Annotated in this window: 14 protein-coding genes; 9 read left to right on the top strand and 5 right to left on the bottom strand. The window is 74.3% G+C overall.

Annotated features, from left to right (window positions below):
- Nucleotides 1-201 precede the first annotated feature (201 nt).
- Nucleotides 202-573, top strand: a complete 372-nt coding sequence (locus ACFVHV_RS30990; RefSeq protein ID WP_380355414.1) for a hypothetical protein — start codon at nucleotides 202-204, stop codon at nucleotides 571-573.
- Here the strand turns inward: ACFVHV_RS30990 and ACFVHV_RS30995 are convergent.
- Nucleotides 570-1,775: a TetR/AcrR family transcriptional regulator gene (locus ACFVHV_RS30995; RefSeq protein WP_380355416.1), complete on the bottom strand. Its 1,206-nt coding sequence runs from the start codon at nucleotides 1,773-1,775 to the stop codon at nucleotides 570-572. The two genes, ACFVHV_RS30990 and ACFVHV_RS30995, sit on opposite strands and share 4 nt — an antisense overlap.
- Nucleotides 1,776-2,062: 287 nt before the next feature.
- Here ACFVHV_RS30995 and ACFVHV_RS31000 point away from each other — a divergent pair, with 287 nt between their 5' ends.
- Nucleotides 2,063-3,220 (top strand): acyl-CoA dehydrogenase family protein, encoded by a 1,158-nt coding sequence (locus ACFVHV_RS31000; protein ID WP_359910373.1) that lies wholly within the window; start codon nucleotides 2,063-2,065, stop codon nucleotides 3,218-3,220.
- A gap of 79 nt (nucleotides 3,221-3,299) precedes the next feature.
- On the opposite strand, the gene ACFVHV_RS31005 is transcribed toward ACFVHV_RS31000, so the two are convergent.
- Entirely contained in the window at nucleotides 3,300-3,566 is a 267-nt protein-coding gene (locus ACFVHV_RS31005) for a hypothetical protein (protein ID WP_359910370.1), read from the bottom strand.
- Nucleotides 3,567-3,697: 131 nt separating this feature from the next.
- Between ACFVHV_RS31005 and ACFVHV_RS31010 the strand changes: the two genes are divergently transcribed.
- On the top strand, nucleotides 3,698-4,015 hold the full coding sequence (locus ACFVHV_RS31010) for a cupin (protein WP_359910367.1): 318 nt from the start codon (nucleotides 3,698-3,700) through the stop codon (nucleotides 4,013-4,015).
- A 76-nt stretch (nucleotides 4,016-4,091) separates the two neighbouring features.
- Here the strand turns inward: ACFVHV_RS31010 and ACFVHV_RS31015 are convergent, their stop codons facing one another.
- Nucleotides 4,092-4,682 carry a TetR/AcrR family transcriptional regulator gene (locus tag ACFVHV_RS31015; protein ID WP_359910364.1) on the bottom strand — a complete coding sequence of 197 codons (591 nt, stop codon included), beginning with the start codon at nucleotides 4,680-4,682 and terminating at the stop codon, nucleotides 4,092-4,094.
- A gap of 143 nt (nucleotides 4,683-4,825) precedes the next feature.
- On the opposite strand from ACFVHV_RS31015, the gene ACFVHV_RS31020 reads away from it, so the two are divergent.
- The 6 genes from ACFVHV_RS31020 (at nucleotide 4,826) to ACFVHV_RS31045 (ending at nucleotide 11,115) form a co-directional block, all read left to right on the top strand.
- On the top strand, nucleotides 4,826-6,388 hold the full coding sequence (locus ACFVHV_RS31020; protein ID WP_380355420.1) for an MFS transporter: 1,563 nt from the start codon (nucleotides 4,826-4,828) through the stop codon (nucleotides 6,386-6,388).
- Between the two features lie 267 nt (nucleotides 6,389-6,655).
- Nucleotides 6,656-7,225: a methyltransferase family protein gene (locus ACFVHV_RS31025; RefSeq protein ID WP_380355421.1), complete on the top strand. Its 570-nt coding sequence runs from the start codon at nucleotides 6,656-6,658 to the stop codon at nucleotides 7,223-7,225.
- A 211-nt stretch (nucleotides 7,226-7,436) separates the two neighbouring features.
- Nucleotides 7,437-7,745, top strand: coding sequence for a Sec-independent protein translocase subunit TatA (gene tatA / locus ACFVHV_RS31030; RefSeq protein ID WP_359910355.1), 309 nt, complete (start codon nucleotides 7,437-7,439; stop codon nucleotides 7,743-7,745).
- 168 nt (nucleotides 7,746-7,913) lie between these two features.
- Nucleotides 7,914-9,290 carry a hypothetical protein gene (locus ACFVHV_RS31035; protein WP_380355424.1) on the top strand — a complete coding sequence of 459 codons (1,377 nt, stop codon included), beginning with the start codon at nucleotides 7,914-7,916 and terminating at the stop codon, nucleotides 9,288-9,290.
- Between the two features lie 267 nt (nucleotides 9,291-9,557).
- Entirely contained in the window at nucleotides 9,558-10,079 is a 522-nt protein-coding gene (locus ACFVHV_RS31040) for an ion channel (RefSeq protein WP_359910349.1), read from the top strand.
- Nucleotides 10,080-10,404: 325 nt separating this feature from the next.
- Entirely contained in the window at nucleotides 10,405-11,115 is a 711-nt protein-coding gene (locus tag ACFVHV_RS31045) for a class I SAM-dependent methyltransferase (RefSeq protein ID WP_359910346.1), read from the top strand.
- Between the two features lie 180 nt (nucleotides 11,116-11,295).
- On the opposite strand, the gene ACFVHV_RS31050 is transcribed toward ACFVHV_RS31045, so the two are convergent.
- The gene (locus tag ACFVHV_RS31050) at nucleotides 11,296-11,442 is read right to left on the bottom strand and encodes a hypothetical protein (RefSeq protein WP_359902129.1); all 147 of its coding nucleotides are present in this window, start codon (nucleotides 11,440-11,442) and stop codon (nucleotides 11,296-11,298) included.
- A 205-nt stretch (nucleotides 11,443-11,647) separates the two neighbouring features.
- Complete coding sequence (locus tag ACFVHV_RS31055; RefSeq protein ID WP_380355429.1) at nucleotides 11,648-13,240, bottom strand: protein kinase; 1,593 nt, start codon at nucleotides 13,238-13,240, stop codon at nucleotides 11,648-11,650.
- Nucleotides 13,241-13,494: the final 254 nt, after the last annotated feature.

Here is a 13,494-nt window from a genome sequence, read left to right on the forward strand (position 1 = left end):
GGAATACCGTCAACTTCGAATTGACCGATCCTCCCCCATCGGGGGAATTGCCACCCGTTCGGTGGAGTTCGTCCACCGCACTGGTGAATGCTGAACCGGCGACGTACGTACGGCGAGCCGCCCGGCCCCGCGGGCCACGGCGCCCCGGAGCGGCCACCCCGGACGGCGCCACAGTCCGCACTTCTCGCCAGGGAGACCAGCGTGTCCCGTATTCGCGCAGCCGCCGCCACCGCCCTCGGGGCGTTCCTCCTCGTCGGCGTCGGCGCCGCCACCGCACACGCCGACGACGGCGCCGGCGCGGCCGACCACTCCACCGGCAGCGTGGTGAGCGACGCGGGCTCCGGCAACATCATCGGCGACGTCCACGGAAACGTGGTCAACACCCAGCAGACGGCCACCGGTTCGGGTGCGGGCAACCAGAACAACAACCTCGCGGTGACGGGCAACGGCGGAAGCGTCAGCGGCACCCAGAACAACAGCGGGAACACCGGCACCCCCCAGGGCAGCGGCGGGAACTCCCGGGGCACCGGCGGGAACTCCCGGGCCACCGGGGCCACCGGGGGCAACCGCTAGAGCGCCCCTCCCCCGGACGTCCCCAGCACCGCCCGGCCGAGCCGCAGCAGGCAGTCCCCGAGGTCCGGCCTGGTGCTGTGCGGACGGTTCCGCACCCCGTCGTTGACCAGCGCGAACAGTGCGTGCACCCGGATCCGGGCGGCCGCCGGGTCGAGCCCGGGGTGCACCTGGCGCAGCAGGCCGACCCAGGTGCGCAGGAAGTCCCGCCGGAAGTCCACCGCGGCCCGGCGGTCGGGCGGGGCCAGCCGCTCCGTCTCGCTCAGCATGGCGCCCAGGTAGTCCCCGTTGCGCAGCGCGAAGCCGACGTACGCGCCCAGCCCGGCCTCCAGCGCCGCCCCGGGCCCGGCGGCGGCCGTGATCGCGCCGTCCACCTCGTGCCAGAGCCGCTCGCGGCTGCGCACCAGCGAGGCGGCGAGCAGCTCGGCCTTGCTGTCGAAGTGCCGGTACACGCTGGGACCGGATATGCCGACGGCGGCGCCGAGTTGGTCGGTGCTGACGTTGTCGAAGCCGCGCTGGTGGAACAGCCGGACGGCCGCCGCGAGCAGCTCCTCCCGGCGCGCCCGCGGCCTGTGCTCCGGCGCCGCCGGCACCGGCCCGGAGGCGGACTCCGGCACCACCGGCACCGGCCCGGCGCAGGGCCCCGCGGCCGTACCGCCCAGGGGGACCGCCAGGACGGCCGCGACCATCCCGCGCAGCAGCGCCTCGGCCCGTCGGGGCTGCGGAGCCGCCGACTGGTAGGACAGCCCGGCGCAGGCCGAGAGCGCCGACCAGCAGAGCAACTCGGCGTCCCCGGCGGCGAGTTCCGGCCGTTCCACGCGCAGCACCGCGACCATCAGGGCGACGTCGGCGCGCAGTTCACGGCGCAGCGCCGCCCGCCGGGCCGGCGGCAGCAGCCGGGCGTCGCGCTGCACCAGGGTGCCGAGCGGGCGGTGGCCGACCGCGACGGCGGCCAGCGCGGCGCCGAGGTCGGCGGTGGTGCGGGCCGGGCGCAGGCCTTCGGCGAGCGCGTCCAGGCCCAACCGGACGGCCCGGTCCAGCAGTTCGGGCTTGCCGCGGAAGTGCCGGTAGAGCGCGGGCGCGGTGATGCCGACACCGGCGGCGACCTCGGTCATCGAGACCTGGTGGTAGCCGCTGCGGTGGAAGCGGTCGGCGGCCACGGCCAGGATCTGGGCGCGCCGCCCGGGCGGCCGTCGGACCACCATGGCGAGCCTCCCTCCCCTTCGGCCGGGCACCGGCCCGGCACTGGTCCCGCACCGGCCCGGCACTGGTCCGGCACGGCGCCGGCCGCTGGAACGGGACCGTGACCGGCGTCGGCGGAAGGCTAGCAAGGATTCACTTCGCACCCCGCCGACCGTGCTCCCCACCGGCTTTTCGCGCCCGGCCGACTCTGGACAGCCGAAGCTACCCCGGATTAACTTGTGGAGCCACCACCAGGCAGGTTCCGCCCCGGCCGGCAGCCCCGGCCGGCGCCGTCGAAGGGAGCGCCGCCGTGCGCCGCACCGTGTTCAACGAGGACCACGAGGCCTTCCGGGAGACCATCCGGGACTTCATCGCCAACGAGGTCGTCCCGGTCTACGAGAGCTGGGAGGCCGACGGTCACCCGCCGCGCGACTTCTACCGGCAGCTCGGCGAGCTCGGCGTCTACGGCATCGAGGTGCCGGAGGAGTACGGCGGCGCGGGCGAGAGCGGCTTCAAGTACCAGGCGGTGATCGCCGAGGAGACCGCCCGGGCGGGCGTGAGCTTCGGCTCCTCCGGCGTGCACACCGGCCTGGTGCTGCCGTACCTGCTGGAGTACGCGAACGAGGAGCAGAAGCGGCGCTGGCTCCCCGGTTTCGTCTCCGGCGACATCATGACCGCGATCGCGATGACCGAGCCGGGCGCCGGCTCCGACCTCGCGGGCATCTCCACCACCGCGCGGCTCTCCGAGGACGGCACCCACTACGTCCTGAACGGCGCCAAGACCTTCATCACCGGCGGCGTGCTGGCCGATCTCGTCCTGGTGGTCTGCCGCACCGCCCCGTACGACCCGGAGAACCGCCGGGCCGGGCTGTCCATCCTCTGCGTGGACACCGCCTCCGCGGGCTACACCGTCGGCCGCAAGCTCCAGAAGATCGGCCTGCGCACCTCGGACACCGCCGAGCTGGCGTTCAGCGACGTCCGGGTGCCGGTGGAGAACCTGCTCGGCGAGGAGGGCAGGGCCTTCTCCTACCTGACCCACAACCTGGTGCAGGAGCGGCTGGCGATCGCCGTCGGCGCGTACGCGGCGGCCGCGGCGGCGGTGCGGTTCGCGGTCCAGTACGTCAAGGAGCGCAAGGTGTTCGGCAAGGCGGTGGCCGAGTTCCAGAACACCAAGTTCACCCTGGCCGACTGCGAGTCCCAGGTGGTGGCGCAGCAGTCGATGGTGGACCGGGCGCTGGAGCTGTACCAGCACGGCGAGCTGACCGTCGCGGACGCGGCCGCGGCGAAGCTGTTCTGCACCGAGTCGGCCTCCACGGTGATCGACAAGTGCCTCCAGTTGCACGGCGGTTACGGCTACATCCTGGAGTACCCGATCGCCCGGCTCTACACCGACAACCGGGTGTTCCGGATCTACGGCGGCACCAGCGAGGTCATGCGCAGCATCATCGCCAAGTCGCTGGGCCTGTAGGGCCGTTCGGGTCCGACGGCACGGCGGGCCGCCGTTCCGCGGCGGCCCGCCCCGCTGTTCGCCGGCCCGGCGGGCGGGCTCAGTTCGGTGAGCTGTGCTCGGCGCGCCAGGCCTCCCAGCCCGCGTTGGACGCCACCTTCGCCTCCCGCAGGGCCCGCTGGGCGAGCGCGGTCGGCGGGGTGTCCAGACCGCGCACCCAGCTGCGGCCGGCCGCGATCAGCGCCGCGCACACCACCACCGTCCCGGTCGCGCTGAGCAGCGTGCCGATCGCGGTGAGCGCCACGCCGCCGGTCAGCAGCGGGCGGTTGACCTGGAACCCGGAAATGACTCTGTCGTTGGTCGCCATGCCTCCACGATGCGGGCAGTCGGCGGAGCCTGCACCTCGGACCGCCCGGCCGCGGCACTTCCGGGTGCGGGGCGCCCGGGCGTCCGCGACCCTGGGCTCACGGAGTGCGCCCGGAGCCAGGAGGAGGCGCGGTGCCCGATCTCGAACAGCTCGCCGTGGAGCACGCCGCCCGGGCGGCGGAGAGCCCGCACGGGCGCAGCGCCCACCTGGTCCTGCACGACGGGATCCTGCGGCAGACCGTGATCGCGCTGACCGCGGGCACCACGCTGGACGAGCACAACCCGCCCGCCGCGGGCAGCGTCCAGGTGCTGCGCGGCCGGGTCTCGCTGACCATCGCCGGTCGGCGGCTGGAACTGCCGGCCGGCCACCTGGAGCCCGTCCCGCAGGAGCGGCACGGGCTGCTGGCGCACGTCGACTCGGTGGTGCTGCTGACCGCCGTCACCGCGTAGCGGGCGAGGGCTCCGTGGAGGGAGAGGACTCCGCGGCGGGCGGGGACTCCGCAGCGGGCGAGAGCTCGGTAGCGGGTCAGTGCTCCACGGGGGCGAACACGCTGTCGCTGACCAGCCGCAGTCCCCGCAGGAAGTCCTGCCCGCCGGGCGCGAGCTCGGGCGCGGCCAGCCACTGGGCGCAGTAGCCGGCCAGCAGCGTCTGGTAGAAGGACCCGCGGGCGACCTCCTCCGCGGTGTCCGGCACCTCGGGCAGCCCCTGGAACACCGCGGCCAGTCCGAGCCGGCCCTCCTTCTGCGCCGCCGCGAAGGCGTCCGCCAGGTCGGGGGCGTGCCCCGCCTGGGCGAGCGCCTCGAACTGGGCCGCCCAGAGCCCGCGGTGCTCGACGAAGACGTCCCGCAGGCCGTCCCAGACGGCCGCGAAGCGCACCTCCGGGTCGTCCGACACCTGGTTGGCGGCGATCACCACCGCGCCCAGGGCCTCCCCCATCTCTCCGATCGCCTCGATCATCGCCGCGTTGAGCAGCGCCTCCTTCGAGCCGAAGTGGTAGCCGATCGCGGCCAGGCTGACGCCGGAGGCGGTCGCGATGTCGCGGGCGGTGGTGCGGCCGTAGCCCTTCTCGTACAGGCAGCGCTTGGCGCCGCCCATCAGGTCTTCGCGGTTTCCCATGCCCTGATCCTACGGAAGCCATGGACGAATGTCTCGCACATTCGTCTCACTCGGTCGTACGTCTCACTCGCTCGTCCGTCTTGCACGAGCGACTTGCACATACGTACTAGACAAGCGTCTGAGTCATCCGTACTGTCTTCCCCATGACCGCAACCACCGGCCGCGCAGGCCGTCGCGAATGGATCGGCCTGGCCGTCCTCCTGCTCCCGACCCTCGTCCTCACCATGGACATGGGCGTGCTCTTCTTCGCCGTCCCGTACATCTCCACCACGCTGGCGCCGAGCGGCACCCAGCAGCTGTGGATCATGGACATGTACTCGTTCCTGCTGGCCGGACTGCTCATCACGATGGGTGCGCTGGGCGACCGGATCGGCCGCCGCCGACTGCTGATGATCGGCGCCGCCGGCTTCGCGGGCGCCTCGCTGCTGGCCGCCTGGTCGCACGACGCCGACCAGCTGATCGCGGCGCGTGCGCTGCTCGGCGCCGCCGGGGCCACCGTGATGCCCTCGACCCTCGCGCTGATCCGCAACATGTTCCACGACCCCAAGCAGCGGCAGGTCGCGCTCGGCGCCTGGGGCGGCATCCTCACCGCCGGGGCCACCCTCGGCCCGGTCGCCGGCGGGCTCCTGCTGGAGCACTTCTGGTGGGGCTCGGCCTTCCTGCTCGCCGTCCCGGTGATGGCCCTGGTGCTGCTGGCCGCGCCCGTCCTGCTCCCCGAGTACCGCTCCACCGGCCGCACCGGCCGCTTCGACCTGCTCGGCGCCGTGCTCTCGCTGACCGCGATCCTGCCGCTGGTCTACGGCGTCAAGACGATCGCCGTCGAGGGCTGGAGCCTGCTGCCCGGGCTGGCCGTCCCCGCCGGACTGCTGCTGGCCGGTGCCTTCCTGTGGCGCCAGCGCACCGCCGCGAACCCGCTGCTCGACCTGAGCCTGTTCCGGATCCGCACCTTCAGCGGCGCGATCAGCGTCAACAGCATCGCGATGTTCGCGATGATGGGCTTCTCCCTCTTCACCTCGCAGTACCTCCAGCTGGTCAAGGGCATGAGCCCGCTGACCGCCTCGCTCTGGTCGCTGGTGCCGAGCCTGGGCGTCGGCGCCGCGGTCGGGACCAGCTCGGCGCTGGCCGGGAAGGTCCGCCCGGCGGTGCTGATGGGCGGCGGCTTCCTGGTCGGCTCGGCGGGCTTCGCGATGATGACCCTGGTCGGCCCGCACTCCCCGCTGGCGCTCATCCTCACCGCGGCCGGGGTGCTGGCCGCCGGGACGGTCGGCACCATGACGATGACCGCCGAGATGGTCGTCTCCGCCGCCCCGGTCGAGCAGGCCGGCGCCGCCTCCGCCACCTCCGAGACCGCCGTCGAGCTCGGCAGCTCGCTCGGCATCGCCCTGCTCGGCGCGGCCGGCGCCGCGGTCTACCGCCACCGGCTGGACGGCGCCCTCCCGGCCGGCGTCGACGGCGAGGCCGCCCGGAGCGCCCAGGACACCCTCGGCGGAGCGGTCACCGTCGCCGCCCACCTGCCCGGCCGACTCGGCGCCGACCTGCTGGAGACCACCCGCACCGCCTTCACCGACGGCCTGCACGTCGCGGCCGTGGTCGGCCTGGTCTTCGCCCTGGGCGCCGCCGTCCTGGCCTACCGCCTGATGCGGCACCTCCCGGCCGCCGCCCCCGCCACCGCCCCGGAACCTGCTCCGGAGCCCGCCGCCGTCTGACCCGTCCGACCCGTCCGGCCCGATCCACGCGAGTCATCGAGAGCCCCCGCCCATCCCGGGCGGGGGCTCTCCGCCGTCCAGGGAGCCGGCCTCCCGGGCGCCGCCCTCCCGCCCCCCGCGCAGCGGTCGCGCCGATCGCCCGAGCGGCCCCGCGCCGCGCCTCCACCCGGGGGTGGACCGCGCCGGGTCCACCCCCGGGCGCGTGTGCCGGCCGCCCGCCGGGAGGACCGTGGAAGCACACCTCGGATCGACCGCCGGGAGCCCCTCATGTCCCTGCCCGCCCTCCTCTCCCTCCTCGGCGTCCTCTGCTGGGTCGCCTACGAGCTGCTGCTGCGCCGGCGCGAGGACACCGCCGCCGGCACCTGGCACGCCGACCGCCGCGACCGCGGGTCCACCCGGCTGCTGCTCGGCTGCTACGTCCTGTCGGTCCTGGTCGTGGTGCTGTTCGAGCGCGCCGGGATCGGCGAACTGCCCTCCTGGGCCGCCTGGTTCGGGGTGGCCCTGGCGGTCGCCGGGCTGGCGCTGCGGGCCTGGGGCATGCGCACCCTGGGCCGCTACTACACCCGCACCCTTCGCACCGTGGACACCCAGCGCCTGGTCCGCACCGGCCCGTACCGGCTGATCCGGCACCCCGGGTACGCCGGCAGCCTGCTGGTCTGGGTCGGCTACGCGGTCGGCACCGGCAGCTGGGCGGCCGCCCTGGTGGTCGCGGCCCTGCTGCTCGCCGCGTACGGCTGGCGGATCTCCGCCGAGGAGCGGCTGCTGCTGGACGCCTTCGGGATCGAGTACGCGCAGTACCGCCGGGCGACGAAGCGCCTGGTGCCGTTCGTCCACTGAACGCCCCGACGCGGTCGGCCGGGTGTGAGCTTCGGCACCCGTGTCCGGCCGGGCCGGTGCCGCCGCGCTCGCGATCCGCTCGAACGGCACCTGGTTTTTGGCCAGCGTTTCCCGGCTGGTGTATCCGTTCGCCGTCAGGTACAGGCATACTGGCCAGCACGGGCGCAAGCGCCCGCCATGACTCCTGACAAGAAGGGACCGGTGGCCAGGGATGCTGCGGAACGGTCTTGAGCCCTGGCACATTCTCGTGGTGCTGGCGGTCGTAATCCTGCTGTTCGGATCGAAGAAGCTGCCCGAGATGGCCCGTGGCCTGGGCAAGTCCATGCGCATCCTGAAGGCCGAGACGAAGGCCATGCGCGAGGACGACACCCCGGCGGACGCCGCGGCCGGCACCGCGCAGAGCACCGCCGCTCCCCAGCAGGGCGCCACCGCTCCCCAGCAGAGCGCCGACCGCCCGGCCGTCACGCCGACCAACGTGACCAAGGCCACCGAGACCAAGCGGCCCGAGACGACCGCCTGAGTCCGCCCCTTCCTCCGGAAAGCCCCTGGTGAACCACCAGGGGCTTTCCGCGTTCCGGGGCCGTCCTGAAGCGTTCCGGGACCGCTCCGGCCACCGCCCCTCCCGACTGGCCGTCCGATCTGATCCGTTGTCTCCTGGTATGCACCCACCGGAGGAACGGAGCCCGGCATGCCGACCGACGAATCCGGCGCCGGGCCCGAGGGCGGGCCCGGCGACGAACTGGCCGAGCTGCGGGCGCGGCTGAGCGCCGTCGAGGCCCAGGAGGCACGGCTCGCCGAACAGTTGGCCGCCGGGCCGACCGCACTCCCGGCGGACCGCCCACCGCCCCCGCACCGGGTCCGCTCCTTCCTCGCCGCCCTCCTGATCGTGCTGGCCTGCGCGCTCACCCCGCTCGGCGCCCTCGCGCTCTGGGCACGGTCCGAGATCAGCGACACCGACCGCTACCTCGCGACGATGGCCCCGCTGGCCGAGGACCCCAGGATCAAGGCGGCCGTCACCGACCGGGTGACCGCAGAGATCATGAAGAAGCTCCCGCTCGACTCGCTGCTCGACGGCCTCGCCCCGGACGACCGGCCCAAGCTCGGCGCCCTGCTGGGCGGCATCGGCCAGGCCCTGGACGACGGGCTCGGCAGCCTCGTCCACGCCCAGGTCGAACGGCTCGTGAACAGCGACGCCTTCGTCACCCTCTGGACGGACGTCAACCGGGACGCCCACGCCGCGGTCGAGAAGATGGTGACCGGGCAGGGCGGCGGCGCCGTCGAGGTGCACGACGACACCGTGGTGCTCGACCTCGCCCCGGTGATCGCCCGGGTGAAGTCCGCGCTGGTGGAGCAGGGGCTCCCGCTGGCCTCCCGGATCCCGGAGATCCACACCTCCTACCCGCTGGTGCGGTCCGACGCCCTCCCCGAGGTCCGCACCACCCTGCGGGTCCTGGACCTGGCCGGCTTCTGGGTGCCGGTGCTGGCCGGGGCCTGCGCGCTCGGCGGTGTGCTGCTCGCGACCCGGCGCCGCCGGGCGGTGGTGGCGACGGCCCTCGGCATGGCGGGCGGGGCGCTGCTGCTGGGCATCGGGCTGAGCGCGTTCCGGGCCGTCTACCTGGACCGGCTCCCGGCCGATGTCGACCAGGCGGCCGCCCGGGCGGTGTACGACGCCCTGGTGCGGTACCTGCGCTCGGCCGTCCGGGTGGTGGTCACCCTCGGCCTGCTGGTCGCCCTCGGCGCCTGGGTGATCGGCCCCGGACGGTGGGCGCGCACCGTCCGGGGCGGCTGGCGCGCCGGGCTGGGCGCGGTGCGGCGGGTGGCCGCACGGGCCGGACTGCGACTCGGGCCGGTCGGCCGGTTCGTCCACCGCTGGAAGGCCCCGCTGGGCTGGCTGGCGGCCGCCCTCACGGCGCTGGCCTTCGTGCTGTGGAGCCACCCGACGGTGCTGGTGACGCTCTGTCTGGCGCTCGGGCTGCTCGCCGTCCTGGCGGCGCTGGAGCTGCTGGACGCGCCGGGGCAGGACCGGGCGGGACGGCCCGGGGAAGGAGCCGGGGCCTCGGCCTGAGGGGCGGCCATCCGGAGCGCGGGGCCTTCCGGGCCACGGGGACCTCCGGGGCACGGGGACCTCCGGGGCACGGGGACCTCCGGGGCACGGGGACCTCCGGGGCACGGGGACCTCCGGGGCCGGCGGGGCGCGAGCCCCCGGGGAACGGCCGAAACGGAGCGGCCGCGACTGCGGCGGCCGGCGGCCCGTACGGCGACGGCGCGGGGGCTCGCCCGATCGGACCAGGCGGGCGAGCGGACGGGACCGGGCCCGGGGAGGCTGGGCGGGATGTCCGAGAACCCTCCACCCCCTGCCGACCTGCGGGCCTGGCTCTGGCTGCTGATCGCGTCGACGCTGCTGATGGTCGGGTACTTCACGCTGCCCCTGGAGTGGCTCGGCGAGCGCCGGCCGGTGCTGAGCTGGCTGGTGTTCGCGGGGGCGCTGGTCGGGCTGACCTGGCTGATGCTGGCCAAGATCGTCGGGGTGATGCGGGGAACGGCCAAGCGGCCGGTGGTCTGGCTGGCCTTCCTCATCTTCCTGGCGCTGACCATCTTCGCGGGGACGTACTACGTGATGGGCGCGCACAAGTCGGAGTTCGCCGGGCTGGAGACCCGGCTGGACGCGCTGTACTTCACCGTGGTGACGATGGCGACGGTCGGGTACGGGGACATCACCCCGGCCGGGCAGACGGCGCGCCTCGTGGTGGTGCTGCAGATCGGGTACAACTTCGTGTTCCTCGCGGCGGCGGCCGGAACGGCGTCCCGGGCGGTCCGGGGGAACGTGGAGCGGCGGATCCGACGGCAGGACTGAGGCCGGCGCGGACGGCAACGGACGTCCGCCCGGCGCCCCTGCGGCCACCCCGCCGGCACCCCTGCGCCCACCCCGCCGGAAGGCCTTTCCGACAATCCGTCAAAATTCTTTAGTTCTTTGACAGTTGGCTCCACACCGGCCACCCCGTCGAGGGCAGCGGGTCGAGCGCCGGAACCCGGCCGGCACCACGCTCCGGCCAACCGGGCTGCCCGGATCCGCGAGGACGCCGTACCCGTAAAGTGACCTCACAAAATTCTCATGTTTTCGCTCGGCCGGACGACGCGTTCCGCGGCGGCCAGGGAGACGAAGAAGTCCGGGAGGGTCCGTGGAAGGTCATGAGGTACGCAAGCTCGCCGAGCTCGAAGACCGGCACTGGTGGTACAAGGAGCGGCGGATACTGCTGGGCCGGGAGCTCGCCAAGTTCAGCAAGGCGGGCACCGCGCTGGACATCGGGGCCGCGGGCGGTGGCAACACCCGGGTGCTGAGGGCGAACGGCTGGAAGCCGATCGCGATCGAGTACGGGGAGGAGGGCGCCCAGGTGGCCCGCGACCGCGGGCTCACCGTGATGCGGGCCGACGCCCGCAGGCTCCCGGTCGCCGACGGCGCGATCGACCTGGTGGTCGCCTTCGACGTGCTGGAGCACATCGAGGAGGACGACGCGGCGATGGCCGAGATCCACCGGGTGCTGCGCCCCGGCGGAGTGGCACTCATCGCGGTGCCGAGCGACATGAGGCTCTGGTCGGCGCACGACGTCGCGGTCGGCCACGTCCGCCGCTACACCCGCGACACCCTGCGCGAGGTGATCGTCGGCAGCGGCTTCACCATGGAGACCCTGGACAGCTGGAACGTCCTGCTCCGCCCGGCCGCCGCCTGGCGCCGGAAGAAGAGCACCGGCAGCGACCTGGACGACGTTCCGGCCTTCATCAACACCGCGCTCAGCACGGTGATCGCCGCCGAGCGCTACCTGCCCGTCCAGGGCCTGCCGGGTGTCTCCCTGCTGACCCGGGCCCGCAAGCCCGTCACCGCCGCCCGGTAGGCGCCACCAGGGTTTCCGTCGGCCCCTTGCCGCGCACGGGGCCGACGGGCGTGCGCCCCGACGTTTCCGCCGGGCGGTCGGCGGAGTCTCCGCCGCGGCCGGTGCGGGTGGTGCACAGCACTGTCCACAGGCTGTGGACAGTGCTGTGCACTCCGGAACGGCCGATGCGGCTCGGGCCGATCAGCCCCAGATCATGTCCTCCGCGACGACCGTCGCCGCGGTGTTCTGCGCGGGCGCCTCCCAGGCCGTGGTACCGGCGATGGCGAAGAGGCCGGCGGCCACGGCGAGCGCGGCGATGGACCGCTTGAAGATCTTGGTGCGAGACATGGAAATCCTCTCGAAACTGCACGAAAAGGCGAAACCGCCCCCCGTGACGGACGCTCCCCAGCGCTTGATCAACAGGCTAGCCACAGCAGCGCGTTGGGGGAAATGACCGCCGGACGAACCGGGACGCACCACCCGCGGACACCCTCACTCGCGGCAAAGGACACGAATCCGCCTCCGCGAAGCCGGTGGCAGGCGGCCGGGCCCGTCAGTCGTCCTGGAGATCGACGGCGGTGTGCAGGGTGGCGAACAGGGCCGAGAGGCGGGCGTTCCAGTTGGCGTACGTCGGGACGTCGATGGCGTGCTTCTTGCCCATGTCCTTGACCACCTTCTGGGCGTCCTTGAGCTCCTGCGCGGCGTCGTCCGGGTTGCCCTCGTTGAGGCGCGCGGCGGTGGTGTCGAGGATCCTCAACAGGTCGGTCTGCTTGTCCCGCTCCCTGCCGACCTGCGCCTGGGCGACGGCCTGGCGGAAGGCCTGGATCTGCAGCGCCGCGGGCTGGTTGCGCGGGACGGCCTGGGTGGGGGCCGGGGGCGCGGACGGCGCCGCCGAGCTGCTGGTGGGCGCCGCGGAGGCCTTCGGGGTGGGCGTCGTGGTCGGGGCGGTGGACGGGGCGGTGGACGGGGCGGTGGCCGCGGCGGGCTTGGCGGCGGCCGCGTTGCCGGCCGGCTCGTCGAAGGCGGTGAGGGCGAGCGCGGTGACGCCGGCCAGGCCCGCCACGCCCAGCGCCCCGAACACCAGCGGCTTCCGCCGGCTGCGGGCAGGAGAGGGCGGATTCCCGGGCCCGGGCCTCGGGACCGGGACGTAGGCGGGAGCCGCCGGGGCGGGGATCGGCGCCATCACCGAGGTGGCGGCCGGCGGCTGGGGCGGCAGCACGGTGGTGTGCTGCTGGTTCGGCACCGGGAAGTGGGGCACCGGCGGCAGCAGCTGGGTGGCGGCCCCGCCCGCGTTCGCGAGCAGCTCCGCCGTCGGGTCGGCGACCATCAGCCCCGGTACGGTGCCGAGGAGTTCGGCCCGGGCGGTGGCCGCGTCGGCCGGGCGGTCGGCCGGGTTCTTGGCCAGCAGCCGCAGCACCGCCGCGTCCAGCGCGGGCGGCAGGCCCGGGCGGCGGACGGACGGCGGCAGCGGCTGCTCGCTGACGTGCTTGAAGGCGATCGCCACCGGGGTCTCGGCGGTGAACGGGGTCGCGCCGGTGAGCATCTCGGTCAGCACGCAGCCGACCGCGTACAGGTCCGTCCGCCCGTCCAGTTCCGAGGCGGTGGCCTGTTCGGGCGAGAGGTAAGCGGCCGTGCCGAGCACGCTCGCGGTCTGGGTCAGGTTGCTGGAGGAACCGGCCCTGGCGATGCCGAAGTCGACGACCTTCACCCCGCCGTCATCGGTGATCATGATGTTCCCGGGCTTGATGTCCCGGTGCACCAGCCCGGCCGCGTGCGCGACCGACAGCGCCTCGCAGACCGCCGCCGCGATGCCCACGGCGCGCTCCACCGGCAGCGCCTGCTGCTCCGCCAGCAGGGCGGCCAGCGAACGGCCGTTGACCAGCTCCATGACGATGAACGGGGTGCCCTGGTCCACGCCCGAGTCGAAGACCATGACGATCCTCGGGTGCGCCAGCATGGCCGCGTGCTGCGCCTCGCGGCTGAAGCGCTCCGCGAAGCGGGGGTCGTCGGCGAGTCCGCCGTTGAGGACCTTGACGGCCACCTGACGGCCCAGCACCCGGTCCGTCCCGCGCCAGACGGTGGCCATCCCGCCGACGCCGAGCAAGTCGACGAGTTCGTAACGCCCGTTCAGCGCCCGTCCGATCACCTGGAGCTCCCCTCACGTGCCCTGCCCGGGGTCCCGGGCCGCCTCGTGCACCTGTGCACGATAGCCGCCCCGCCGAACGCGCCGACCAGGGGCGGAGGGTGGCGGTCGGGGGACCGGGCAGCGGTCCCCCGGCCGCCGGCACGGGGGTGGGGGGCGGCGCGGGGGGGCGGGGCGCCCCGGGGGGGGCGGGGGGGGGGGTGGCGGGGGGGGGCGGGGCGGCGGCGCGCGGCGGCCCCCCCCCCGCCCGCCCCGGC

Source organism: Kitasatospora sp. NPDC127116 (assembly GCF_042677365.1).
Taxonomy (GTDB): domain Bacteria; phylum Actinomycetota; class Actinomycetes; order Streptomycetales; family Streptomycetaceae; genus Kitasatospora; species Kitasatospora lactacystinica.